The organism is Marinobacter metalliresistant (genome assembly GCF_038098645.1).
Taxonomy (GTDB): Bacteria; Pseudomonadota; Gammaproteobacteria; order Pseudomonadales; family Oleiphilaceae; genus Marinobacter; species Marinobacter metalliresistant.
This window is the reverse complement of record NZ_CP101118.1, coordinates 2,291,381-2,314,789: the sequence shown is the minus strand read 5'-3', so window position 1 is coordinate 2,314,789 and position 23,409 is coordinate 2,291,381. Positions and strand designations below refer to the sequence as shown.

The window sequence follows — 23,409 nt, the reverse complement described above, 5'->3', positions numbered from 1 at the left end:
TTTCAGTCGATGCTTTCGAGCAGGGCGGCCATAATGTCATCCATCACCACAAAGCCTTTCAGGTCATTGTCCGCCAGCACCAGAAGGCGCTTCACTCGATACATACTCATCAGACTTGCCGCATGCCGGACATTCAGGCTCTCACCGACACTGATGACAGGTTTGGCGCAGGCGTCGTAAACATTCAGAAGGTCAATGTCGCCGTCTTCCGCAATCACGGTTTTCAGCACGTTGGTATAGGTGATCAATCCCCAGGCATCGTGTTCGCTCTGTTTCTCCACCACCAGTGATTTCACCGAGTGCCTCTTCATCAGAGAGAGCGCCTCACGGATGGTGGCAAACGGAGTAATGGTGATAATGTCCCGGACCATCACATCTTTAACCAGTTTCATTGTTGTTCTCCGGATACAGTGAACATTTCAGGTGTTGTTCGAATTTCTCGACCTGTGACAAATCGATCCCACCCAGGTGTTCCAGGGGGAGGGTGAACACAAGTCCCTGTGAATCGGTGTGGTCTGGCATGAGAATTTTCTGGATGGATTTCAGAATATCAAGTGAAAGGCCCTTCTCCAGTACCATCAGCAAAACGCTCTGGCTGCCGTCGTAGGTCAGCCCGAAGAACGTCTTCCTGGCGGTGTTACTGATGCCCCGGCCCGACAGCACCGTTATGCCCCCGGCGCCCAGGTCTCTTGCCGCATCAACACAGTTCTGCTCCTGATCCTCGGGAACAATGGCAACCAGTACGGAAAATTTCATGGCTCTGTTTTCCTTTGCTTTGCAAGCATTTCAACAATAATGGCATAGCTCATCACCGTAACAATCGGAAAGATCGACGCGAAGGCAATCAGGCCAAAACCGTCGATCAGTACGTTACGGCCCTCTATGCTGCTCGCCAGGCCGATGCCCAGTGCGGTCACCAGGGGCACGGTGACCTCGGAGGTGGTGACGCCACCGAGATCATAGGCCAGGGGAATGATGTACCTGGGTGCCAGCGCGGTCAGAAAGATGACCAGAATATAGCCGCCGATGATGTAATGGTGAATCGAATCGCCACTGATAATCCGGTGTACTCCGAGGGTTATGCCCACGGCCACCCCGACCGCCACGATGATCCTGATGGCGTTGCCATTGATGGTTCCGGCCGCCGCCTGTTCTGCCTGGTGCCCGATAGCGATCAGCGCAGGTTCGGCCATGGTGGTGGCAAAACCGATCATGAACGCAAAGAGGTAGACGAAGGCGAAACCCTCCATGCTCATCAACTGCTCGGCCATGCTGGTGCCAATGGGAAACAGGCCCAGTTTCAGGCCGACAACGAAGGCATAGAGCCCCAGGACAACCAGTGCAAATCCGGACAGAATCCTGCGGGGATTGGTCAGCCCCCGGCGCAGGACCAGGTACTGGAAGAACAGGATGGTGATAATGATCGGGAGCACATCACGGACCATTTCAGCCAGGTCCAGCAACATCGCGAGCACAAGCGGGGCGTCCTCCACATTTGCATTGGCAACCAGAGCCGGCAAAACGGACGGATCCGCGGTTTCCCCGGAATAGACAACAATCCCGTACAGCTGAACGGTGATCATGGGCACCATGACTGCAAGCGCGACCAGTCCGAACCCGTCCATTAGCGGATTACGCCCGCGGATGGAGGCAGCAAGACCAATGCCCAGGGCTGCAATCAGGGGAACGGTGACGATATTGGTGGTCACACCGCCGGAATCGTAGGCGAGTCCGACAATCTCCGGCGGCGCAAACCCAGTGATGATGACAACCACGATATAGCCGATGATCATGAACCAGTGCAGCGGGTAACCGAAGATGGTTCTGAACACGCCGAGGGCAACCACCAGCCCGACAGAGACGGCTACCAGTATCCTGAGCGTCAGGGCTTTGATCCTGCCTTCGCTGATTTCCTCGGCCTGCTGGGCTACGGCAATCAGCGCGGGTTCTGCCACCACCGCCGAGAAACCCATGGCAAAGCCGAACGAAAGCAGAATGGGCACTGAACCCCGTCGGGCAAACTGATTGGAGAGACTCTTGCCGACCGGAAAAATGCTTAATTCAAGGCCCTGGAGGAACAGGGCAACCCCCACAGCCACGATCAGTAAGCCAACGGCCATCGCCAATGTGTTTTCCGGCACTTGCTGGAGAATGACGAGCTGAAAGAAGGCCACGACAGCGATGATTGGAAACAGGTTCTTCAGGGCGTGCAGAAGGGAATGACTGAAAGCTCGCAGATAGAACACTATTCACGCCTGATGGATTCTGATGGGAAATGATCATTGTTCACAATAACAATAGCTACTGTTTCAGCGTTGATCCATCTCAAAAGCCGATCCTGTTCTTCATTCACCAAAAAAATGCCGAAAATAGATTATATAAATTTCAATTATAAATTTGAAACCACTAAAGTAACCATCAATGTCAGCGCTTCGCTCAAAAAGTGAGCAGGTTGTTGGCTTCGGAAGTTGCTGTACGCTTCTCCGCATCGACTTAGAAAACCAACGTAGAAAGGATTGAGACCATGCCCTACGCACAAGACGTTGACCAGATCGCTTCCCTTTTGAAGCAGCACCCGACCTGGAACGCTATCAACCCGAAGCACGCCGCTCGCATGCGCGCACAGAACAAGTTCAAGACCGGTCTGGATATCGCGAAGTACACCGCCAAGATCATGCGCGAAGACATGGCGAACTACGACAATGACACTTCCCAGTACACCCAGTCCCTGGGCTGCTGGCACGGCTTTATCGGCCAGCAGAAGATGCTGTCCATCAAGAAGCACTTCGGTACCACCAAGCGTCGTTACCTGTACCTCTCGGGCTGGATGGTTGCTGCTCTGCGTTCCGAGTTCGGCCCGCTGCCGGATCAGTCCATGCATGAGAAGACCGCCGTATCCGGCCTGATTGAAGAGCTGTACACCTTCCTGCGCCAAGCCGATGCCTGGGAACTGAACCACCTGTTCCGTGCCCTGGAAGAAGCCGAGAACGCCGGCGACAACGCCAAGGCTGACGAGCTGATCAGGCAGATCGATAACCACGAAACTCATGTTGTGCCGATCATTGCCGACATCGACGCCGGTTTCGGTAACGCCGAAGCGACCTACCTGCTGGCCAAGCAGATGATCGAAGCGGGTGCCTGCTGCATCCAGATCGAGAACCAGGTGTCTGATGAGAAGCAGTGTGGTCACCAGGACGGCAAGGTTACCGTTCCGCACGCCGACTTCCTCTCCAAGATCAACGCCGTGCGTCTGGCGTTCCTCGAGCTCGGTGTTGATGACGGTGTTATCGTTGCCCGTACTGACTCCCTGGGCGCGGGCCTGACCCAGAAAATCGCCGTGACCAACGAGCCGGGCGATCTGGGTGACCAGTACAACAGCTTCATCGACGGTGAGGTTATCGAGAAGGCCGAAGACATCAACAACGGCGACGTTGTGATCAAGCAGGACGGCCAGCTGGTTCGTCCGAAGCGTCTGGCCTCTGGCCTGTTCCAGTTCAAGCCGGGCACCGGCGAAGACCGTGTTGTGCTGGATTGCATCACCAGCCTGCAGAACGGTGCCGACCTGCTGTGGATCGAAACCGAGAAGCCGCACGTTGGCCAGATCGCGGCCATGGTTAACCGCATCAAGGAAGTGGTGCCCGACGCCAAGCTGGTGTACAACAACAGCCCGTCCTTCAACTGGACCCTGAACTTCCGTCAGCAGGTATTCGACGCCTGGAAGGAAGAAGGCAAGGATGTATCGGCCTACGAGCGCGCCAAGCTGATGAACGAAGAGTATGACAACACCGAGCTGGGTCAGCTGGCTGACGAATGGTGCCGTAACTTCCAGCGTGACGGATCACGTGAAGCGGGTATCTTCCACCACCTGATCACGCTGCCGACATACCACACCGCGGCCCTGTCTACCGACAACCTGGCCAAGGGCTATTTCGGTGACGAAGGCATGCTGGCCTACGTTGCCGGTGTACAGCGCAAGGAAATTCGTCAGGGCATCGCCACCGTCAAGCACCAGGATATGGCGGGTTCCAACATCGGTGACGACCACAAGGAATTCTTCGCCGGTGAAGCGGCCCTGAAAGCCGGTGGTAAAGACAACACCATGAACCAGTTCGGTTAATCGAAGGCTCAGGTGTTGCTGAAGCGGGCTTGAATGCTCGCTTCAAGCCCGAAACCCCGCCCGTTGCGGGGTTTTGTTTTTTTGACACTGTCGTTTCGGTGTATGTGTCTGAAACCACGGCATAAACCTCGGTTTCGATGTTTTCCACGCACCCTGCCTGTTTCATCCCTGAAACAGTTCTCCATCCCCGCGAAAGCTTCCCGTTCACGCAATAAAAATAAAAAGCCTTTAGAAATATTGGCTTAGGTATTTTTTTTTAATTCTGGCACGAGAATCGCTCCATTTCTCTGGCGGGTCTGGACCTTGGCTTACCTGAAGGCTAGCGGGTTGGGTCGGATCCCTTAAAAGCCAATAATCGAAAAGGAAGCGATATTATGAATACCAAAAAAAGTTTGCTAGCAGCTGCCATCGCAATGAGTCTGGGTGTTTCCGGTTTTGCCTATGCGGACCAGGGGGGTGACGGAGATCCGAACACCAATGCGGATAATACCTCCACGGCCAATAATGACCAATCCGGCAATACCGACTCTGGCAACGACAACTCCACCAATACCGACAATTCGGATAACTCGGATAACTCGGACAACAGCACCGACGTGGCCGACTCGTTCAAGATCGCTGACAGCGGCAATACCGATAATTCGGATGCCTCCGATAACTCTGATAACTCCGATAACTCGGACAATTCGGATAACAGCACCGACGTGGCCGACTCGTTCAAGATCGCTGACAGTGGCAATACCGATAATTCGGATGCCTCCGATAACTCCGATAACTCCGATAACTCGGACAATTCGGATAACTCGGACAATTCGGATAACAGCACCAGTGTGAACGATGCGTTCAAGATCGCTGACAGTGGCAATACCGATAATTCGGATGCCTCCGATAACTCGGACAATTCGGATAACTCTGATAACTCCGACAACTCGGACAATTCGGATAACAGCACCAGTGTGAACGATTCATTCAAGATCGCTAACAGTGGCAACGATAACTCGGATAACTCGGACAATTCGGACAACTCCGATAACTCCGACAACTCGGATAATTCGGACAACTCCGACAACTCCGACAACTCCGATAACTCCGACAACTCCACCAACGTTGCCGATAGCGGAAATAACAGCTCCGATAACTCCACCAACGTTGCGGACAGCGGAAACACCACCGTGTCTGACAGTGGCAATGACAGTTCCGATAACTCCCTGGCCCTGGATCTGGATGTGTTCCTGAATAGCGCCGATCTGAACGGCACCGTATCGGGTACTGCAACCACATACGGTAGTGCCAACGCTGACGGCTCCTACACCATAGTTCGCAACAGCAACGAAATCTCCGGTGGCTCAGCGAACTTCAACGGCGTCGGGGCATTTGCCCAGAACGCAGGTAATGGCAGCGTTACACAGGCTAATGTCAGTGTAATGTCCAACCTGTCCACCGGTAGCGGTGGCGGCACCCAATAAGGAATCCAGGTCGCACCTGCCTGTAGCGGGTGCGGCCCGGTTATTCCGGGAGAACTGCCATGGGTCGTGTCATCAGATGGAAACTGAAGGCTGCCTTGCTGGCGTTAATGTTCGGGGCAACGGGATTTGTATCGGCCGAGGAGTGGATGGAGGCCACGCCATTGTCGGCAGATCAGTTGGCGGATTCAAGCGGTCGCCAGGGAGTCCCGATGCAGTGGCAGATTAACGATAACCAGCAAAATGCGAATGTGTCCGATAACCTGCTGTCGGGTAATGTTGTCACTGGTAATAACAGTATTTCCGACAACGCGTTCGGTAACATGAGCGGGGTTGCCACGGTTATCCAGAACACCGGTAACCAGGTGGTCATTCAGGACAGTACCCAAATCAACATACTGATTAACCGCTGACGGAGGTGGGCCATGGCCAGAAAGGTTCTTGTTGCGATCTGCGCAAGTGCCGGGCTGCTATGGTCCACTGCCTTCGCCGGCTCGGTCACGGTGCCGGGTATTGGTGGTGATTTCTGGCTAAAGGTAAACAGTTTCGAGAACCGCCGGTTTGACAGCGTCATGCGCCAGCAATACGACTTCAGTTGCGGCTCCGCAGCTGTTGCTTCGTTGTTGTCCTTTCACTACGAAGACCAGGTCACAGAACACGATGTCTTTATCGAAATGCTTGCGTTGGCGGATGAAAAGAAGGTGCGCCGGGAAGGTTTCTCCATGCTCGATATGAAGCACTATCTGGAGTCCAGAGGGTACAAGGCCGATGGTTTCCGTATGCCGTTGACCGGCCTCAGGGAGAAGGTGCGCTTACCCACGATTGTGTTGTTGAACATTGATGGCTTCCGGCATTTTGTTCTGATCAAGGGGATCAGTGACGATGAAGTCCTGGTGGGGGATCCGGCCCGGGGGCTGAAGGTGTATTCCTACGCACAATTCAGCGAATACTGGAACGGCACCGCCTTTGTTATCCGCAGCCATCTCAAAGAAGGGCGAGAGGGCTTTCTCGGCGACGGACATTGGCCTCAAGTGGCGAGGGCGCCGACACAGACAGGTCTGGAAGGTCCTTCTCTCGGGCACACACTGCCCTACTGGCCCTCCTCAAGGGAATGGTGACGATCATGATGGTCCGGATGCCAGTTCTAGCTTTGTTGGTTAGTTCCTTTACCACGTTAACGCCGTCTGTTCATGCAGAACTGACACTTGGTGTTGAGTCCCTGAGCGATCTGGAACTGTCTGAATACCGGGGTGGCTTCCTGATGGACAGCCTGGAAATCAGTATTGGTCTGGAGCAGATCGTCGGAATAAACGGTGACACCCTGGTGATCAATCGTTTGACCATTCCCAATCTTAATCAGACCGTAAACGGCGGTTTGGTGGACAGTCAAATGGAAACAGTAGTCGAGGTTATCAGCGCGAACCGGAGTGGCGGCGCTCGGGTATCCAGTAATATGGCGGGGCCCAACGGCTGGATGACCGTCGTTCAGAACAGCCTTGATAGCACTGTGATACAGAATATGCATCAACTGAACATCGAGCTGAACAATGTCGGTGCCGGAAATCAGTTCCCGGCACGGCTCAGTGATCAGTTGGTCCAGTTGCTTGGCCGCTGACCGGCTATCCAGCTTGTCCGCCTAGCAGCCTTAAGTCCGACAGGCTGCTAGAGACTGATGGGAAGCTTCAGGGTAATTTCGCTGTTGGGCGCATTTTCCGTAACTCCTATACTCACCGTCAGGCTCAGACTTGTGGCGCGCGTCAGGCGCTGGGATAAGCCGAACGATAGTGACCCGATCTGTATACGATCAAAGTTGGCGGCAAACAGATCGTTATTCCTCTCGAACGTTGTTTTCCGGATGATCGAGTGGTCATAGCCCAGGCTAAAGGACGTGCGGTCGTTAAAGGCAAACCCCATTCCGAAGCCGAAACGCACAATGTCGCCGGGGTCGACCGTGCCCCCGTTTTCGAAGCCCTGCTCCTCTTTGAGAGTCCAGACATAACTCAGGTTTCCGAATAGCACGGCTGGGTCCGACGGGTAGATGAATGAGAGACCTGGTTCGAACGCCCAGAAACCGGTGCCCGTGGGGCGATCACCGAGCTCGACGCCGATGGGAGTGCCATCATCGCCCTCGATTACCCGTCGCTCGACGTCATAAGGGCCCTCTCCGGTTGGCGCTTTCACCCGCATTGCGCCAATAATGTATGGCCAGCCGCCCAAGCCATCGGTTAGCTGGTAACGAACCGAGAGTTCAACATCACCGAGGCCTTCGCCTGAGGACTCGCGCAGAGTATCCACCGGTGTGCCCTTGAAAATCTCACGTTCTCTCAAGTCCTCACTGATACTGAGGTAGGGTACACGAACCGCCGCTTCAAGCTTACTGGTGAAGCCGTACTTGAGTGACATCGCGCCGACGAAAATATCGCGCTGGATTTCCGAAATATTGATCAGCCCGATGAGCAGGGCAGGTATCACCGTGTAACCTTCCACCGCAACCGCCGTTGAGTTGCTGTACGCATGGGAGAAGGAGGGCTCGATCGTGAAGCGGCCCGGGCGGGTGACAATGCCCCGGTCAGCAGTTATTGATGCAATATCGGTAGCCGAGTTGTCGTTCGGCTCTGTGTGGCCAGCCGTGCCAGTGGATACCGGTGTGCTATCCCTGTCGACCTGTGCGGCCGCGGCAAGCATGGGAGCAGCCAGGGTGAGTACCGGGATGATCCAGCGTGTTTTTTTATGCATGGGGAATCTCCTTCAGTTATTCTTCGGTGGCCGGGTGTGGGCACCGTGGGGGAACTGGTGTTTGTCCATCAGCCGGTATAACGAAACCCTTGAAATGTTCAGCAGCCTTGCGGCTGCCGACACGTTGTTGTGTGCAAGTGCGAGACTTATCGAGATCGCCTGGCGATCCGCCCGGGATCGGAAAGCGTCGAGGGACAGTTCCTGGCTCCGGTGTTGGTTTTCTGAGGGAGGAACGGCAAAGCCCATATCCTCCGCTTCGATTCGGGGGCCGTCACCCAGCAACAGGGCCTGACGCAACCGGTTTTGCAGTTCCCTGAGATTGCCCGGCCAGGGGTGTTCGGCAAGGCAGATAATGGCGGCGTCACTGAGGTGCCGAGGACCCTCGGCCGAGGGTGTGGCCGAGAGTATCCGGTTGGCTAGCATGGGAATATCTTCCTTCCGCTCCCGCAGCGGCGGCAAAAGCACATGCAGACTTCCAAGCCGGTAAAACACATCACTCCGGAAAGCCCCGGTCTTCACCAGCTGTTCGAGCGGTCTCGTGCTGCTGGCGATGAGCCGTGTGTCGACGCTGATGGAATGACTGGAACCCAGGCGCTCTATCAGGCCCTCCTGGAGGAAACGCAAAATCGCCGATTGCTGTTCCGGGTAGAGCTCATCCACGCCAATAAGTAGCAGGGTGCCGCCATTGGCCGCTTCAAATCTGCCTTTCTGGGCACTCATGGCATGGGTAAACGCGCCTTTTTCATGACCGAAGAGTTCGTTCTGGGTGAGGGAGCGGGGTAAAGCGGCGCAGTTCACGGCGACCAGCGGCTTGTTCCTCCGTAACGAGTGGTCATGAATAAAGCTGGCAGCCGCTTCCTTACCGGTTCCGTTCTCACCATAGATAAGCACCGGTTCTTCGGTGCGGGCGAATTTCTGCAACAACACCCTGACCTGCTGGATCGCCGGGGACTCACCCTCAAGGGCAAATTCTTGATAGCTACCGGATTTCGTCCGTGAGGCCTTCTCCTGCAGTTCCGACATGCCCCACAGGTGGCCGAGGATGGCATTGAGCCGGTCTGGCTGAAGTGGCAGTGTGTGGTAGTCCTTGCAATAGCGATTTATCAGCGCACAGATATCGGGGTTCTGAATCTGGTGAGACTCCAGCGTGGCGACCCAGTGCTGGACGGGGATGGCGTTCAGCCATTCGGGCAGGCGAGCCAGTTGATCCCCTGTCAGTGAACCAAGATCAAACACGCCGACTCTGGCGCCTGAGTCAGGTGTCATTTCCGTGAGCGACCGGCCTGATAGGGAGACATGAATCAGCTGCCAGTCCCTGAACACTGGCTCGCTGGTTGTGAAAACCGGGTACACCGCCGACAACCAAACGAGCGGTCGCTTTTTCTGCATGGCGATTCTCCTGAGAACTTGCCGGGAAAACGAACTGCACAACGTTCAGTAAATGCTGGTAATACCGGAACTGCTCGATCCGGTCACTGCCCTGTGACCGCATACGGCTTGGGGAAACAGGCGAAACTCCTGCTGGCAGACATTCAGGTTGTATGCCAGTTTAAACACTTGCAGTCGTTTCAGCGGGTTAGAAACGGGGGATTTTGTCACAGTACGTTTTCTGTAAAGTCTGCCGACACAGTCTGTAAACCGGGGGAGAGTGCGAGTAAAGGATGTGGGTGCCACAGTGAGTGTCAGGGGCTTGTTAACGGAGGTGTTGTTGACTGGCTGGGATACTGATATGCAGGTACTTGATGAGGTTGAGATGAGTGAGGCGAAACATGACGACGATTGACCGAACGGATCAGGCCAGAGCGGAACTGCTGGATCAGCTTGAGTGGACACGGAAACGTACGGAAAGCCTGGTGTGCTCTCTGCCCGAGAAGCTGCTGGATGTGCCCTGGCATCCGGGGGTGAATCCGCCGCTGTGGGAAATGGGCCATGCCGCTTTTTTCTACGAGGTGTTCGTGTTCAACCTGCTCGATGGCACGCCCAGTTTTGACCCGTCCATGGACGATCTCTGGGATTCCTTCCATGTTGAGCACCGCGACCGCTGGAACCGGGACCTGTTTCCCGGGCGCGAGAAAACCCTTGAATACTTCAACACTGTTTACGATCAGGTGGCTGAGCGAATAAAGGCGCAGCCCCTGACCGACCAGGCGCTGTACCTTTACCGCTACGCGGTCTATCACCAGAACATGCATGTTGAGTCACTGATCTGGTGCCGGCAGACGGTTGGCTATCCGGCACCTCCGGGAACGGATCTGTACCGGCCAGCGCCGGGTGTTCAGCATGATGGCGATGCCTTGATTCCTGCGGGGGAATGGTTAATCGGCATGCCCGGTGATTCGGAGCGCTACGCCCGGGAGGATTTTGCCTTCGATAATGAGAAACCCCGGTTTACTGTAAAACTGGACCCGTTTGCCATTTCAAAGTGTCTGGTCAGTAATCGCCGGTTCCTGGAGTTTGTTGAGGATGGCGGCTACCGGCGGCCCGAACTCTGGTCGTTCGGCGGGCGGAAATGGCTGCAGACCGAATCCGATGTTGCCCTGGTTCATGGCAGTGACGAACCCCTGCTTCGTGTTCCCCGCCACCCGCTGTACTGGCGCTGGCACGATGGCCAGTGGCAGGAGCGGGTGTTTGATCGCTGGCAGCCCCTGAACCCGGATGCACCGGTTACCCATGTGACGTTCTGGGAGGCTGAAGCCTGGTGCCGGTGGGCGGGGCGTCGTTTGCCCACGGAGTTTGAATGGGAGGTGGCCGCCCTTGGTAATCGCCCGGGCAAGCCGTTCCGGCGTTTTCCCTGGGGCAACACGGCGCCGGATGAGCAACGCGCTGATTTGAATGGCCGTGCCATGGCACAGAATCCGGTGTTTGATTTCCCGGCCGGCGACAGCCCCTTTGGCTGCCGCCAGATGACGGGCACGGTCTGGCAGTGGACCAGCAGCCAGTTCTTCCCCTACGACGGCTTCAGGGTGGATATGTACCCGTTCATGTCGACCCTGCAGTTCGGTGATCACAAGGTGACCCGCGGGGGCGGTTGCGCCACCTCCTCCTGCCTGATTCGCGGCACCTATCGCCAGGCTTACCTGCCGGTGCGCAACGACGTCTATACCGGGTTTCGCACCTGCGCGCTTGACGATGAGTCGCCACGTGGCCGCCCTGGGTGTTGAGGCTACACGGATTTGCCGACAATCAGGGAGGGTTTCGCGGGTGTCCTGTCCATCAGGTGGCTGGCCAGGGCGACACCGGTCTCGCTCATGGTCAGGTAGGCCTCGTCGGCGCCGGCTTCCTGAATCTGTCTTGCTTCATCTTGGTACATGGTGTGAGCCACGATAAAGCCCTTGAAACCCATCGTTCTGAGCGTGCGCGCAGCAATCAGTTTGCCCTCGATGTCGCCCATGGCCAGGATCACCGATTCAATGGCGGGCATGTGCAGACCGTTCCAGAAGGAGGCATCCTCGGCGTCCGCGAAGACCACGTTACGTCCTTCCTTCTGATGCTGGGTGACTTTTGCCGGGTCGGAATCCAGGCCCATCAGTTTCGGCTGATCCTCACTCAGCCAGTCATAGGCGGCGGTGCCCGTTCGCCCCATCCCCATGATCAGTACCCGCGTATCGCCCAGCGACAGGGGCTGTTCATCCGGATGGTGTTTGCTGCCCTCAAAACGGCTGAGGCCATGGGCAAAACGCTCGTAAAGCGCATGGGAGAAGCGGTTGAGAGGCGCGGAAAACACAAACGAGAGCGACACCGAAATCGCCAGCGGAACCAGCCATTCGGGCAGCGCAACACTGGCGACAATCAGCCCGAACTCGCTGTAGTTGGCCAGGGCCAGCGAACTCAGGAAGCCGCTTCGGGCACGCAACCGGAACGCCAATAGCAGGAAAAAGAACAGGATACCCTTGAGCGGCAACACCAGGCCAGCGATGATCGCAAACAGAAGGGCGCTCTTATCGGGCAGGCCGCCAATGCCAATCTGCAGGAAGAACCCGACAAGGAAAACCTCCTTGACGCTCCAGAGTGACTTGGAAAGTTCCTGGGATCGCGGGTGGTTCGCCAGCATGGCACCGAATACCAGTGCCCCCAGTTCCGAACTCAGGCCAACGGATTCGAAGCCCAGTCCACCAATAACAAGTGCCAGCAGAAGCCCGAGCAGGATCAGCAGTTCGTCGTGGCCGCTGGCATCCAGCAAGCGGAACAGCACAGGGCGAAGCAGGGGCAGGCCAAAGATAATCAGTGCCCATTGCGACGGTGTCTGCCCGGCGGCCACGCTCATCACGACCAGGGCAATAAGGTCCTGCATGATCAGGATGCCAATAGCGACTCGGCCGTGAAAGGCTCGCAGCTCCCGCTTGGATTCCAGAACCTTGGCGGCCAGTACGGTAGAGGAGAACGAGAGGGCGATGGCCAGCAGAAAGGCTGTCTTCCAGGACAGTTCCATCAACAGATAGAGGCCTGGCGTAAAGATGGCGCAGGTGATCCCGAAATGAAGCAGGCTTCCGCCGATCACTTCCGGGCTGACAATGGACCGGAGTTTCAGTTTGAGCCCGACCGTGAACAGCAGAAGCAAGACACCCAAGTGCGCGATGCGCTCAAGAACGTCAGTCTCTTCGATCACGACGCCGGTTGTTTCGGCAATGCCGCTCAGAACAAAACCCGCGGCCAGGTAACCGACAAGAGGGGGAAGCCCCACAAGCCTGACCAGAAGGCCAAGACCAAAGGCAAAAGTTATCCAGATTGCTTCAGGCATGAGTGGTCAGTTCAGAGATCAAGGGCGCAATGCTTGCTAGGCTACCCTGTTTTTCCATGCCCTTGTAGTCGCTGAGGCCGGAATTCCCCGATTTTACGGAAATCCGGTTTACTCAGCTGTTGGCCCGATAAATTTCCGGAACAGTTGCGCAGACTCCTCGGGGGCTTCCAGCATCGGTGCGTGGCCTATTCCCTCCATCACCTCTAGCCAGGCATCGGGTATCGCCGCCACAAAGATTTCACCGTTACGGTAGTTGATGACCCTGTCCTCCTTGCCCCAGATGACCAGAACCGGCGCCTTGATCCGGGTGATGGCATTGCGGAAGTCCGACTCGAAACCGGCATCGCGAATGGCGGCAAAAATGACCTCGTTGACCTCCCGGTTGGCGATGGCCCGCTCCTCCATCACGCCCAGAATGGGCCAGGGTATGAAGGGTTCTTTCTCCAGGGCAAAGTCCATCAGGCGCTTGAAGTCGCCGGGCTGTTTCGGGATGAGGGGGTTGTCGCCCTCCATGACCAGTTTCACCAGTTCGCTCTCGTATTCCAGGATGCCGGCGGGGCTGAACAGTACCACTGATTTCACCTTGTCCGGATGATTGGCGGCATAGAGGGCGGCAATTGCCCCGCCCATGGAGTTGCCCATGACGTGTGCCTCATCGATGGACAGCGCATCCAGAATGCGTGAGACGTAACCGGCCTGGTCTTCCAGGCGGTAGCCGATGTCGAGAGGCTTGCTGCTGTCACCATGACCTGGAAGGTCGATCGCATAGACATTGAAGTCGTCGGTCAGGTAACCGGCCAGGCGGGTCCAGTTGTCCTTGTTGGCCCCGAAGCCATGAATCATGACAATGGTGTCGCCTGTGTTCGCCTCCTGGTTCCTGAGGTATGCGATGTCAAGGTTGCCCACCTCCACGCTTGCCGCATCCAGGCCCGCCGATGATCGCTCAAAACCAATCGCGGTCTCGTAGATGTCCTGACGTGAGCAGGCAGTGAACAGCAGGGAGGCGGCCAGGATGATCAGCAGCTTTACCGGTGACGGGCGGTGCATCGAAGGGACTCCTTTGGGCGATGTGGTCGGAACTTTGTGTCCGCAGTCTACCTTACTCTAGGGCCGGGAAATGGGAATTGCTTCCCCTGCCCGCACTAAAAAAAGACCCGGCCAACGGGCCGGGTCTCATCAGTGGGCCATTCACAGCGGGTTCGCCCGGAAACCAGGCCAACCCGGTCATTCGTCAGAAATTAACGCTTAACCCCAGTGAAGCGGTGCGCGGCAGGTTCGCCATGGCGCCATCGGGCAAACGTGAGACAATTTGCTGTTCATCGAACAGGTTGTCCACTTTCAGGAAGACATCGGCACTGGCGGTCAGTGCGTAGCGGCTGATGAAATCGACCAGGAACAGGGACTCGGTCTCGTCCAGTTTCGTGGCGGTGTTGTTGCATCCCGCGCTGACACACATCTCATCGACGTAGGTGGCCACAAGGTAGTTGTCCCAGCCACTCGGGTGTTCCATGCCTGTCCGGAAGCTCATCTGGTTTTCAGGTACGTCCTTGAGCTGCTCGCCTTTTTTCAGGCCCGAAGCGGCATTGTCCTTGCTGATTTCCGCCTGGGTAAAGGTGTAGGTAAGGCTGACCGGAAGGTAGAACTCGCCCGCCCGGGTGCCGGTCTGGAGCTGGAACTCAACACCGGAAATTTCAGCCTCGCCGGTTACAAAACTGCCAGAGGTTGCGCCATTGCTGCACGGCGAGCCCACGGAACAGTTTTCGGCCTTGTTGGAGAAGTCGCTGTAGAAGCCGATCATTTCCGCGAAGAACGCATTGCCAAAGTACCGGAGGCCGGCCTCCCAGTTCTTGCTGGTTTCCGGCTCTTCGTTTGCCGTGGCACCACCCCCGAGAGGGGAGAAACCCCGGTGCACGCCACCCAGAACCTGCCAGCTTTGGGACAGGTCATAGGTAAAGGAAGCGCCGGGCAGGAGTTCAGCACTGTCATTGGCGCGGGTGCTGTCGACGGTTGTGCGGCCGGGATCCGCGTATTGGGTGCGACCGGTTTTCACATCCTCGTAGCGCAGGGCGAGGTTAACGCTGAGCTTGTCCGTCGCCTGCCAGGTGTCGAGCGCCCAGAAGCTCAGGGCTTCGCCGGTCTCAAAGCGATTATTGCTGCCCGTGGGGGCGACAGTGTTCTGGAACACCAGAGAGCCGTTGACCTGGTCATAAACATCGACCGGCTGGAAACGATCCATTTCATCTTCGTGGTAGCGGGCGCCGAAATCAAACTGGTGGCTGCCCATGTCGACATCAAAGTTTACCTGCACGCCCTCGGACAGGTAGTCCCTGGCGTTGTTTTTGTAATCCAGGCCGCTGGCGTCAACTGTGCCGTCCAGAATACCCTGGGCATTGGCGTCGCCGCCGTTTGCCGAGTCGATGATGCTTCCGCCGCCGCTGAGCTTGAACCAGTTCCGCTTGAAGTCGTTGCGATAGAGGGTGGCCGTGCTGCTTACGGTATTACTCCAGTCGAACTGATGGGTCAGGCTGATACCGGAGTGGGTATTGTTCATCTGATCGATGCTGGACAACCCGTAACGCCGGTTCGGATCCTGGCTGAAGTCCGCATCGGTCAGGCCGAGGTAACTGGAGTTGGAGGTTTCTTCGGAGTATTGCAGCTTGGCGGTCACGCTCTGGCGCTCTCCCTGCCAGCGCAGCTTGCCGACATAGTCTTCGATATCAAAGCCGGTATCGCGGTTACTGCGGTCAATCTCCTTGAAGCCTTTCGCGGAGCGCTGGACGGTCTCAAGCAGGTAGCCCCAGTCGCCGGCCGTGTCACCATAGGTTACATGAACGTCGGTGGAGCCGCGGTCGTTGGTGACTGTCTCAACATAGCCCTGCCGCTGATCGGGAATGGGTGTGGAAATCAGGTTGATGACACCACCGGTGGTTTGCGGGCCATAGCGCAGCAGCGGGGCACCCTTGAGTACTTCCAGCGAGGACATGCGCTTCAGTGTCGGAAAATAATAGGCGGCCGGATTGGAGTAGGGCGCCGGTGCGATCAGAATGCCATCTTCCATCAGGGTAATATTACTGCTGCGCTCGGCCGTGGCGCCGCGGATGCCGATATTGGGGCGCAGGCCCAGGCCTTCTTCTTCCCGCACATAGACGCCCGGGACGGTTTTCAGTACCTGGTTGATGTCGGTCTCAACCTCGGTTTTCAACTGCTCCTCACCAACGACGTAGCCTGACCCTGGCAAGGTCTGGGCTGCGGACGCATCGCCAATGATTTCCATGGGTTCAAGCATCTGGGGCTGATCATCGCCGACTGCCCAACTGGCGCCCGGGGCAAGGCTGACAGCCACGGCCAGTGATAAGCGGGAAGGTTTAAACATGTGGTTAATCTCCATTACCATTTGTTTTTCGAAATGTAAGTGACAATCATTACCATTACGTTCGGGCGAAACTTTACGGTTCCGTAACTATAAAGTCAATAGTCAGTGCTTATGACGCAGGCAGGTGTCAGGTCAGGCGAAGAAATCCCCGGTCGGCCGGGGATTGAGAATAGGATCGGATCGGTCGGCCAGGCTCAGTGGGTCTCGCGGCCGATGGCGCGGTGGCCGATGTCCTTGCGATAAAACACGCCATCCCACCGGATCCGGGAGGCCAGCTCATACGCACGCTTCTGTGCTTCGGTGACGGTATTGCCCAGAGCCGTGGCACAGAGTACCCGCCCCCCGTTGGTGACCACCCGATCTCCATTGAGCCGGGTTCCGGCGTGGAAGACCTTTTCACCGTCGGTGTCGGTGTCGGGCAGGCCGGAGATGACATCACCCTTGTGGTAGCTGCCCGGGTAGCCGCCGGCCGCCAGAACGATACCGACCGAGGCGCGCTCATCCCACTCGGAGGAACACTGATCGAGCCTGCCATCGATGGCGGCATTGCACAGTTCAGCCAGGTCGGACTTCATCCGCAGCATGATCGGCTGGGTCTCCGGGTCGCCAAAGCGGCAGTTGAACTCGATGACTTTCGGGGCACCGCTGGTATCGATCATCAGGCCGGCATAGAGGAAGCCCTTGTAGCGATGACCTTCGGCCGCCATGCCGCGCACGGTCGGATAGATCACTTCGTCCATGATGCGCTGGTGAACATCGGTGGTCACCACCGGCGCCGGTGAATAGGCGCCCATACCCCCGGTATTGGGACCGGTGTCGCCATCGCCGACGCGCTTGTGATCCTGGGAGGTGGCCATAGCCAGCACATGTTCGCCGTCCACCATCACGATAAAGCTGGCTTCCTCGCCTTCGAGGAATTCCTCAATCACCACACGGCTGCCGGCATCACCAAAGGCATTGCCCGCAAGCATGTCCCGGATCGCGTCTTCGGCTTCTTTCAGGGTCATGGCAACAATCACGCCTTTACCGGCGGCCAGGCCATCAGCCTTGACCACAATCGGGGCACCCTGCTGGCGCACATAGGCCAGGGCTTCGTCGACGTCGGTGAAATTGCCGTAGCCCGCGGTCGGGATGTCGTGGCGCGCCAGAAAATCCTTGGTGAAGGCTTTCGAGCCTTCCAATTGGGCAGCACCTGCGCTCGGGCCGAAGACCCTGAGGCCCCGCTGTTCGAATTTATCCACGATACCCGCTACCAGGGGAGCTTCTGGGCCGACAATGGTGAGCCCTACATTGTTGGTCGCCGCGAAGTTGGCCAGGCCGTCCAAATCCATCACGTCGATGTCGACGTTTTCCAGGCCGGCTTCCCGGGCGGTGCCGGCGTTACCGGGTGCCACAAACACGCGATCCGCTTTTGGGGACTGGGCGGCTTTCCAGGCCAGGGCGTGTTCACGTCCGCCGTTGCCGATTACAAGAATATTCATGAGTTTTCTACCTTGAAGCCGGTTAACCCGGGGTCAGAAGAAGGCTTTCTTCTGACCCCACTTTCCTATGTTCACGAGTCGGTTCGGGGTCAGAATTGTGGTTCTGACCCCATGTTCACGTATTAATGCCTGAAATGGCGCATACCGGTGAAGACCATGGCGATGCCGTGCTCGTTTGCCGCGTCGATCACTTCCTGATCGCGCATGGAACCGCCCGGCTGGATAACAGCGGTAACGCCTGCGGCGGCGGCGGCGTCAATGCCGTCCCGGAACGGGAAGAAGGCATCTGAGGCCATCACGGAGCCTTTCACTTCCAGGCCTTCATCGGCCGCCTTGATGCCGGCAATTTTGGCACTGTAAACGCGGCTCATCTGGCCGGCGCCGACACCGATGGTGCGCCCGGCTTTGGCGTAGACAATGGCGTTGGACTTGACGTATTTCGCCACTTCCCAGGCAAACAGCAGGTCATTGAGCTCCTGCTCGGACGGTTGGCGTTCGGTGACCACCTTGACGTCTTCCATAGCCACCATGCCCAGATCCCGGTCCTGCACCAGCAGGCCGCCGGTCACGCGTTTGAAGTCCATGGCGGGCGCGCGGTCGCCGTCAAACTCGCCACAGGCCAGCAGACGCACGTTCTTCTTGGCAGACACCAGCTCCACGGCCTCGGGGGCGATGGTGGGGGCGATGATCACCTCCACAAACTGGCGGTCGATGATGGCTTTCGCGGTCTCCGCGTCCAGCTCCCGGTTGAAGGCAATGATGCCGCCGAAGGCCGAAGTGGGGTCGGTGGCGAAGGCCAGATCGTAGGCCTGGTGAATGTCGGCGCCGATCGCAACGCCGCAGGGGTTAGCGTGCTTGACGATCACACAGGCCGGGTCCGCGAAGGGTTTCACACATTCCAGGGCGGCATCGGTATCGGCCACGTTGTTGTAGCTCAGTTCTTTGCCCTGCAACTGCCTGGCCGTGGCCACGCAGGCTTCCTTCGGGTTGCGCTCGGCATAGAAAGCCGCGCGCTGGTGCGGGTTTTCACCGTAACGCATGTCCTGGACCTTCACGAACTGGGCGTTGAAGGTGCGCGGGAAATCGGCGTTGTCGTTGTCCGGCGTGCGGCCGCCCAGGTAGTTGGCGATGGCGCCATCGTAACCGGCGGTATGTTCGAACGCCTTGACCGCCAGATCGAAACGGGTGCTGTAGCTCAGTTGGCCATCGTTGGCATCCAGCTCTTTCAGAACCCGGCTGTAATCGGACGCATTCACCACAATGGCGACGTCGTTATGGTTTTTGGCGGCAGCGCGAACCATGGTCGGGCCGCCGATATCAATATTCTCTATGGCCGTTGGCAGATCGCAATCCGGATTCGCCACGGTTTCCTCAAAGGGGTAAAGATTCACCACGACCATATCGATGGGGCTGATGCCATGCTCGGACATAACGACATCGTCGGTGCCCCGCCGGCCAAGGATGCCGCCGTGGATCTTCGGGTGCAGGGTTTTTACCCGGCCATCCATCATCTCCGGGAAACCGGTGTAATCGGAGACTTCCGTTACCGGGATACTGTTTTCTTTCAGAAGCCGGTAGGTGCCACCGGTGGAGAGCAGCTCGACGCCGCGTTCGGTCAGGGCACGTCCGAAATCGACGATGCCGGTTTTATCACTCACGCTGATCAGCGCGCGACGGACGGAGGTGTTAGCCTGATGTGCCATGGGTCACTTTCTTCGCTGGAGATGAACGAATAAGGGCCTCGCGAATGGTGTCCGGGAGGCTCCTTAAGAATGTCTGGATTATAGCAGACCGTACTGCTTCAGCTTCTTGCGCAGGGTCCCTCGGTTCAGCCCAAGCATGGTGGAAGCCTTGGTCTGGTTGTTGCGGGTGTACTTCATCACCTGTTCCAGCAGCGGGGCTTCCACCTCGGAAAGGACCAGTTGATAGACCTCGGTGACCGGAGCGCCATCCAGCTGGGCGAAGTAGTTTTTCAGGGCAACCTCAACGCTGTCACGCAGGGTGACACTGTTGCCGCTGTTGTTCACCGTCTGCAACTGATGGGTGTCATCGTTGGCCGGGGTGCTCAGGTTGTCGTTTGCCAAAGTCTCAGCGCTCATGCTGCGAATACCTCTCCATTTCGTAAGCCTGCAAAATACCGTTGAATCGTGTCTCTCTGCTCCAGCGCATCATTGATGGCGTTGAAGCCTTTACGGAACTGTTTACCCGGATCGTGGGACTGCAGATACCAGCCCACATGTTTTCTGGCAATGCGCACACCCATGGTCTCGCCATAGAAGCTGTGCAGGGCCTGCAGATGTTCGCTCAGGATCTCCTCCACTTCGTCCAGTGCCGGGGCGGGCATATGGCGACCGGTTTCCAGGAAATGCTGAATCTCCCGGAAGATCCAGGGGCTGCCCTGGGCCGCACGGCCGATCAGCAAGCCATCGGCGCCGGTGTGTCGGAGCACATCCCGCGCTTTTTCCGGTGAGGTTATGTCACCGTTGGCAAACACCGGAATGCCAATGCGGGATTTTACCTCGGCGATGGTGTCGTACTCCGCGTTTCCCTCGTATTTATCCGCACGGGTCCGGCCATGGATGGCCACGGCCTGTATGCCAGCGCCCTCGGCCATCCGGGCAACAACCAGAGCATTGCGATTGTCCCGGTCCCAGCCGGTACGCATTTTCAGAGTCACAGGAACATCGACTGCGTTGACCACCGCCTCGAGAATATCGCGGACCAGCACTTCATCTTTCATCAGTGCCGAGCCCGCCGCCTTGTTACAGACTTTCTTGGCTGGGCAACCCATGTTGATGTCGATGATCTGGGCTCCGAACCGGGCGTTCTGTTGCGCGGCGTCGGCCAGCATTTGTGGATCACCGCCGGCAATCTGCACCGAGCGTGGCTCCGGTTCGCCTTCGTGGTTCAGGCGTGTCATGGACTTGCGCGTATGCCAGAGCTTGCTGTCCGCTATAACCATTTCCGACACTGCCAGGCCGGCACCGAGTCTCCGGCACAGCAGCCGGAACGGGCGGTCTGTTACGCCAGCCATGGGCGCAACAATCAATGGATTGGGCAAGGTGTACGGCCCGATTTTTGCCATTGGCAGCATGATCTGAGTCCGTGTCACAGCGGGTTTAGCAAGGCCGGACCTGAGCGGTTGTTCAATTAATGACCGATCCAGCATCCGAAGGGCGCTAATGATACCGCCGGGGGCACTTTGATTGAAGGGGCTTGATGGCGAAAAAACTGATTATTTTTCGCTCTTTCTGGTTGACTTTTGTTCTGCGCGATGGCCGCCGGCAATGCCTGCCGAGTAAATACCTGCCTGCTGCGTCAGGGTGAGTCGGGGCGGAACAGAATGTTATAGTTCACGGCATCGCGGCCAGGATCCCGGATGCTGATGGCGATTCGAACGGGCGTGTCAGTCGGCATGGCGTCCAGTTCTTTGCCTTCCCCGGCCAGGTATTCTCCAGGTGTGAACACGCTTTGGGCAACCACATCGCCGTTCAGGTTGGAGAAAGTCAGGGCAATGACCGGAAACGGCTGTTCAAAGTCGGCGCGATTGATAATTACGGCATCAACAACAAGCTGGGAGCGGTTATCCGGGTCGGTCCTTACCACCAGCTTCCGGCTCTGGATGGCATCGACGTTAATCAGCGGTTTGAGCTCGCAGCCTGCCAGTTCGCAGCCCTTCTCGTAAAACGGTCGCAGCTCCGGGATGGCCGACAGGCGATCAAACTGGAACCAGGTCACCTGGGCGACCAGAACCCCCACCAGTCCCAGAACAATCAGACTCCAGACCAGGGTCCGGATGCCGCCACCCCTGCCCGGGTCAACGCCGACGGGATCTCGTCGGAGGTCCCTGAAGGGTGGCTCGGCATGGAACGAGTCCCCCGGGCGATCTGGCTCATCAAAATCAAAGCCGGACTCGCCAACAAAGTCGTCGAAGGGATCACTGGCGCTGGCGGGTTCGGGGCGGGCCGGTGAGGGTGGCTGGGCCTGTTCGAATACCGGTTCTTCTTCAAGGCTCAGTTCGGGCTCTGGTTCCGGTTTGGGCACCGGCTCAGGCTTCGGTTCGGAGCGGGGGGCAGGTGTCTGTTCCCGGCGCGCTGGTTCGTCGTCTTTCAGGATGGCTTCTGCCCAGCTTTCATCCACATCTTCGTTCGAGGTGTCGGTGTCGGCATCCTTGTAGTCCGTCGCTTCGCGTTCGTCGAAGCTCCGGAAGCTGTCGCTGAGTTCGTCGTCGGAAAAGGTCAGTTTGGTGCCGGCATAACGGCCTTCTGCCGCGTCTTCTTCAGGGTTGTCGGCGAAGACGAACTCTTCCTCGCTGACGCCGGCGGAGTCCGATGGTGGTGACTTGGGTGACGGCTTTTCAGGGGCGGTTGAGGTCCCGGCTCTCTGGCCGGTGGCGGGAATGACCTGGTGCTCGATGGCATTGAATACGCTCATGCAGTTCCCGCAGCGCACCTTGCCCTTGGCAATGCCAAGCTGTTCGTCGGTTACCCGGAAACGGGTCTGGCAATTCGGGCACTGTGTCTGCAGGCTGCTTTGGGTCATGCTTCTTCCTGAAAGCGACTGGGCTACGAGTGTCGGAGTTTAGTCGTTAAGACCGTATTCGTCACCTGTCGTTACGCCGCCCTGTGAGGCGTATCCATTCTTCCCTCTGTTCGGGTTCGTCCATAACGAACCAGGGCTGGTAGGCCGCCATCACTTCCCGGGCCTGATGAGACAGGATGCCGGACAGTACCAGATCTCCGCCCTGTCTGGTCCGTGCCGCGAGATGGGGCGCAAGGCCGATCAGTGGCTGGGCCAGGATGTTTGCCAGCATGACGTCCGCCTGGGTGTCGGGCTCGTCCTCCGGCAGATAGAGGTCCAGCTTGCTGTCGTCGACGCCATTCCGGCGAGCGTTTCCCCGGCTGGCCTCCAGGGCCTGGGGGTCGGTATCGACACCAATCACATGGTCTGCGCCCAGTAACAGGGCAGCCAGGCCAAGAATGCCCGAACCGCAGCCATAATCGATGACCTGCTTGCCCTGCACATCCTGTCCGTCCAGCCACTCCAGGCAGAGGGCAGTCGTCGGGTGGGTGCCGGTCCCAAAGGCGAGGCCGGGGTCCAGCATCAGATTGGCGGCGTCCGGGTCCGGAGCCTCGTGCCAGCTGGGAACAATCCAGAGCCGTTCACCGAATTTCAGGGGCTGGAAATCGCCCATCCAGGCCCGTTCCCAGTCCTTGTCTTCAACCAGTGTCACTTCGATTTCCGGGAGCGCCTGCTGGGTTTGCTGGTGCCAGGCATCGCGGATATCGGCGCAAAGCTGCTCGATATCCCGGTCGGATTCGAATAATCCGGCGACGGTGGTCTGGCTCCAGAGCGGGGTAGTGCCGAGGTCCGGCTCGTACAGGGGCTGGTCGGCGGCATCTTCCATGGAGACGGCGTCACAGCCCATCTCCATGAGCAGATCCTCCAGCTGATCCGCGTTATCCGGATCAGCCGGGATCTGGAGTTGTATCCAGGGCATG

At 57.7% G+C, this 23,409-nt stretch carries 20 protein-coding genes; 6 read left to right on the top strand and 14 right to left on the bottom strand.

The annotated features are described in order from the left end of the window. Positions 1–2 precede the first annotated feature (2 nt). The 3 genes from NLK58_RS10865 to NLK58_RS10855 are packed head-to-tail and all read right to left on the bottom strand — an operon-like array spanning position 3 to position 2,246. Positions 3–392 (bottom strand): CBS domain-containing protein, encoded by a 390-nt coding sequence (locus NLK58_RS10865; RefSeq protein ID WP_117618567.1) that lies wholly within the window; start codon positions 390–392, stop codon positions 3–5. Further along, positions 379–756 (bottom strand): transcriptional regulator, encoded by a 378-nt coding sequence (locus NLK58_RS10860; protein WP_341580749.1) that lies wholly within the window; start codon positions 754–756, stop codon positions 379–381. The genes NLK58_RS10865 and NLK58_RS10860 overlap by 14 nt, the downstream gene beginning before the upstream one ends. Continuing rightward, positions 753–2,246 (bottom strand): DUF1538 domain-containing protein, encoded by a 1,494-nt coding sequence (locus tag NLK58_RS10855; protein WP_341580748.1) that lies wholly within the window; start codon positions 2,244–2,246, stop codon positions 753–755. Before NLK58_RS10855 ends, NLK58_RS10860 begins: the two co-directional genes overlap by 4 nt. A 278-nt stretch (positions 2,247–2,524) precedes the next feature. Here NLK58_RS10855 and NLK58_RS10850 point away from each other — a divergent pair, with 278 nt between their 5' ends. The 5 genes from NLK58_RS10850 to NLK58_RS10830 all read left to right on the top strand — a co-directional run bounded on the left by NLK58_RS10850 (position 2,525) and on the right by NLK58_RS10830 (position 7,195). Then, complete coding sequence (locus NLK58_RS10850; protein ID WP_341580747.1) at positions 2,525–4,117, top strand: isocitrate lyase; 1,593 nt, start codon at positions 2,525–2,527, stop codon at positions 4,115–4,117. A 374-nt stretch (positions 4,118–4,491) separates the two neighbouring features. Continuing rightward, positions 4,492–5,583 (top strand): hypothetical protein, encoded by a 1,092-nt coding sequence (locus NLK58_RS10845; protein ID WP_341580746.1) that lies wholly within the window; start codon positions 4,492–4,494, stop codon positions 5,581–5,583. A gap of 59 nt (positions 5,584–5,642) precedes the next feature. Beyond that, entirely contained in the window at positions 5,643–5,993 is a 351-nt protein-coding gene (locus tag NLK58_RS10840) for a hypothetical protein (protein ID WP_117618562.1), read from the top strand. Between the two features lie 12 nt (positions 5,994–6,005). After that, on the top strand, positions 6,006–6,698 hold the full coding sequence (locus NLK58_RS10835; protein ID WP_117618561.1) for a C39 family peptidase: 693 nt from the start codon (positions 6,006–6,008) through the stop codon (positions 6,696–6,698). 17 nt (positions 6,699–6,715) lie between these two features. Continuing rightward, positions 6,716–7,195: a hypothetical protein gene (locus NLK58_RS10830; RefSeq protein ID WP_227539252.1), complete on the top strand. Its 480-nt coding sequence runs from the start codon at positions 6,716–6,718 to the stop codon at positions 7,193–7,195. 47 nt (positions 7,196–7,242) lie between these two features. Here NLK58_RS10830 and NLK58_RS10825 read toward each other — a convergent pair whose 3' ends face one another. Next, positions 7,243–8,316, bottom strand: a complete 1,074-nt coding sequence (locus NLK58_RS10825; RefSeq protein ID WP_117618560.1) for a transporter — start codon at positions 8,314–8,316, stop codon at positions 7,243–7,245. 12 nt (positions 8,317–8,328) lie between these two features. Next, positions 8,329–9,705 (bottom strand): sigma 54-interacting transcriptional regulator, encoded by a 1,377-nt coding sequence (locus tag NLK58_RS10820; protein WP_341580745.1) that lies wholly within the window; start codon positions 9,703–9,705, stop codon positions 8,329–8,331. Between the two features lie 380 nt (positions 9,706–10,085). Between NLK58_RS10820 and senA the strand changes: the two genes are divergently transcribed. Then, entirely contained in the window at positions 10,086–11,477 is a 1,392-nt protein-coding gene (gene senA, locus NLK58_RS10815; protein WP_341580744.1) for a selenoneine synthase SenA, read from the top strand. Between the two features lie 2 nt (positions 11,478–11,479). Here the strand turns inward: senA and NLK58_RS10810 are convergent, their stop codons facing one another. From NLK58_RS10810 to prmA, 9 genes are all read right to left on the bottom strand, one after another. Beyond that, positions 11,480–13,054, bottom strand: coding sequence for a cation:proton antiporter family protein (locus NLK58_RS10810; RefSeq protein ID WP_341580743.1), 1,575 nt, complete (start codon positions 13,052–13,054; stop codon positions 11,480–11,482). Between the two features lie 108 nt (positions 13,055–13,162). Beyond that, positions 13,163–14,101 carry an alpha/beta fold hydrolase gene (locus NLK58_RS10805; RefSeq protein ID WP_341580742.1) on the bottom strand — a complete coding sequence of 313 codons (939 nt, stop codon included), beginning with the start codon at positions 14,099–14,101 and terminating at the stop codon, positions 13,163–13,165. Between the two features lie 184 nt (positions 14,102–14,285). Beyond that, positions 14,286–16,427 (bottom strand): TonB-dependent receptor domain-containing protein, encoded by a 2,142-nt coding sequence (locus NLK58_RS10800; RefSeq protein WP_117618555.1) that lies wholly within the window; start codon positions 16,425–16,427, stop codon positions 14,286–14,288. Positions 16,428–16,621: 194 nt separating this feature from the next. Further along, a complete protein-coding gene (gene purD / locus NLK58_RS10795; RefSeq protein WP_117618554.1) occupies positions 16,622–17,908 on the bottom strand; it encodes a phosphoribosylamine--glycine ligase in 1,287 nt (428 codons plus the stop codon). 122 nt (positions 17,909–18,030) lie between these two features. Continuing rightward, entirely contained in the window at positions 18,031–19,611 is a 1,581-nt protein-coding gene (gene purH / locus NLK58_RS10790) for a bifunctional phosphoribosylaminoimidazolecarboxamide formyltransferase/IMP cyclohydrolase (RefSeq protein WP_117618553.1), read from the bottom strand. A 78-nt stretch (positions 19,612–19,689) separates the two neighbouring features. Next, the gene (fis, locus tag NLK58_RS10785; protein ID WP_117618552.1) at positions 19,690–20,007 is read right to left on the bottom strand and encodes a DNA-binding transcriptional regulator Fis; all 318 of its coding nucleotides are present in this window, start codon (positions 20,005–20,007) and stop codon (positions 19,690–19,692) included. Continuing rightward, positions 20,004–21,002, bottom strand: coding sequence for a tRNA dihydrouridine synthase DusB (dusB, locus tag NLK58_RS10780; protein ID WP_117618551.1), 999 nt, complete (start codon positions 21,000–21,002; stop codon positions 20,004–20,006). The genes fis and dusB overlap by 4 nt, the downstream gene beginning before the upstream one ends. A gap of 224 nt (positions 21,003–21,226) precedes the next feature. Beyond that, positions 21,227–22,450, bottom strand: coding sequence for a DUF3426 domain-containing protein (locus tag NLK58_RS10775; protein WP_117618550.1), 1,224 nt, complete (start codon positions 22,448–22,450; stop codon positions 21,227–21,229). Positions 22,451–22,511: 61 nt separating this feature from the next. Continuing rightward, a complete protein-coding gene (prmA, locus tag NLK58_RS10770) occupies positions 22,512–23,408 on the bottom strand; it encodes a 50S ribosomal protein L11 methyltransferase (protein ID WP_341580741.1) in 897 nt (298 codons plus the stop codon). Position 23,409 lies beyond the last annotated feature (1 nt).

What these genes read in the sequence shown, in the direction of transcription:
- NLK58_RS10865 (WP_117618567.1), bottom strand. Translation starts at nt 392, where the DNA reads ATGAAACTGGTTAAAGATGTGATGGTCCGGGACATTATCACCATTACT.
- NLK58_RS10860 (WP_341580749.1), bottom strand. Translation starts at nt 756, where the DNA reads ATGAAATTTTCCGTACTGGTTGCCATTGTTCCCGAGGATCAGGAGCAG.
- NLK58_RS10850 (WP_341580747.1), top strand. Translation starts at nt 2,525, where the DNA reads ATGCCCTACGCACAAGACGTTGACCAGATCGCTTCCCTTTTGAAGCAG.
- NLK58_RS10845 (WP_341580746.1), top strand. Translation starts at nt 4,492, where the DNA reads ATGAATACCAAAAAAAGTTTGCTAGCAGCTGCCATCGCAATGAGTCTG.
- NLK58_RS10840 (WP_117618562.1), top strand. Translation starts at nt 5,643, where the DNA reads ATGGGTCGTGTCATCAGATGGAAACTGAAGGCTGCCTTGCTGGCGTTA.
- NLK58_RS10835 (WP_117618561.1), top strand. Translation starts at nt 6,006, where the DNA reads ATGGCCAGAAAGGTTCTTGTTGCGATCTGCGCAAGTGCCGGGCTGCTA.
- NLK58_RS10830 (WP_227539252.1), top strand. Translation starts at nt 6,716, where the DNA reads ATGCCAGTTCTAGCTTTGTTGGTTAGTTCCTTTACCACGTTAACGCCG.
- NLK58_RS10825 (WP_117618560.1), bottom strand. Translation starts at nt 8,316, where the DNA reads ATGCATAAAAAAACACGCTGGATCATCCCGGTACTCACCCTGGCTGCT.
- NLK58_RS10820 (WP_341580745.1), bottom strand. Translation starts at nt 9,705, where the DNA reads ATGCAGAAAAAGCGACCGCTCGTTTGGTTGTCGGCGGTGTACCCGGTT.
- senA (WP_341580744.1), top strand. Translation starts at nt 10,086, where the DNA reads ATGACGACGATTGACCGAACGGATCAGGCCAGAGCGGAACTGCTGGAT.
- NLK58_RS10810 (WP_341580743.1), bottom strand. Translation starts at nt 13,054, where the DNA reads ATGCCTGAAGCAATCTGGATAACTTTTGCCTTTGGTCTTGGCCTTCTG.
- NLK58_RS10805 (WP_341580742.1), bottom strand. Translation starts at nt 14,101, where the DNA reads ATGCACCGCCCGTCACCGGTAAAGCTGCTGATCATCCTGGCCGCCTCC.
- NLK58_RS10800 (WP_117618555.1), bottom strand. Translation starts at nt 16,427, where the DNA reads ATGTTTAAACCTTCCCGCTTATCACTGGCCGTGGCTGTCAGCCTTGCC.
- purD (WP_117618554.1), bottom strand. Translation starts at nt 17,908, where the DNA reads ATGAATATTCTTGTAATCGGCAACGGCGGACGTGAACACGCCCTGGCC.
- purH (WP_117618553.1), bottom strand. Translation starts at nt 19,611, where the DNA reads ATGGCACATCAGGCTAACACCTCCGTCCGTCGCGCGCTGATCAGCGTG.
- fis (WP_117618552.1), bottom strand. Translation starts at nt 20,007, where the DNA reads ATGAGCGCTGAGACTTTGGCAAACGACAACCTGAGCACCCCGGCCAAC.
- dusB (WP_117618551.1), bottom strand. Translation starts at nt 21,002, where the DNA reads ATGCTGCCAATGGCAAAAATCGGGCCGTACACCTTGCCCAATCCATTG.
- NLK58_RS10775 (WP_117618550.1), bottom strand. Translation starts at nt 22,450, where the DNA reads ATGACCCAAAGCAGCCTGCAGACACAGTGCCCGAATTGCCAGACCCGT.
- prmA (WP_341580741.1), bottom strand. Translation starts at nt 23,408, where the DNA reads ATGCCCTGGATACAACTCCAGATCCCGGCTGATCCGGATAACGCGGAT.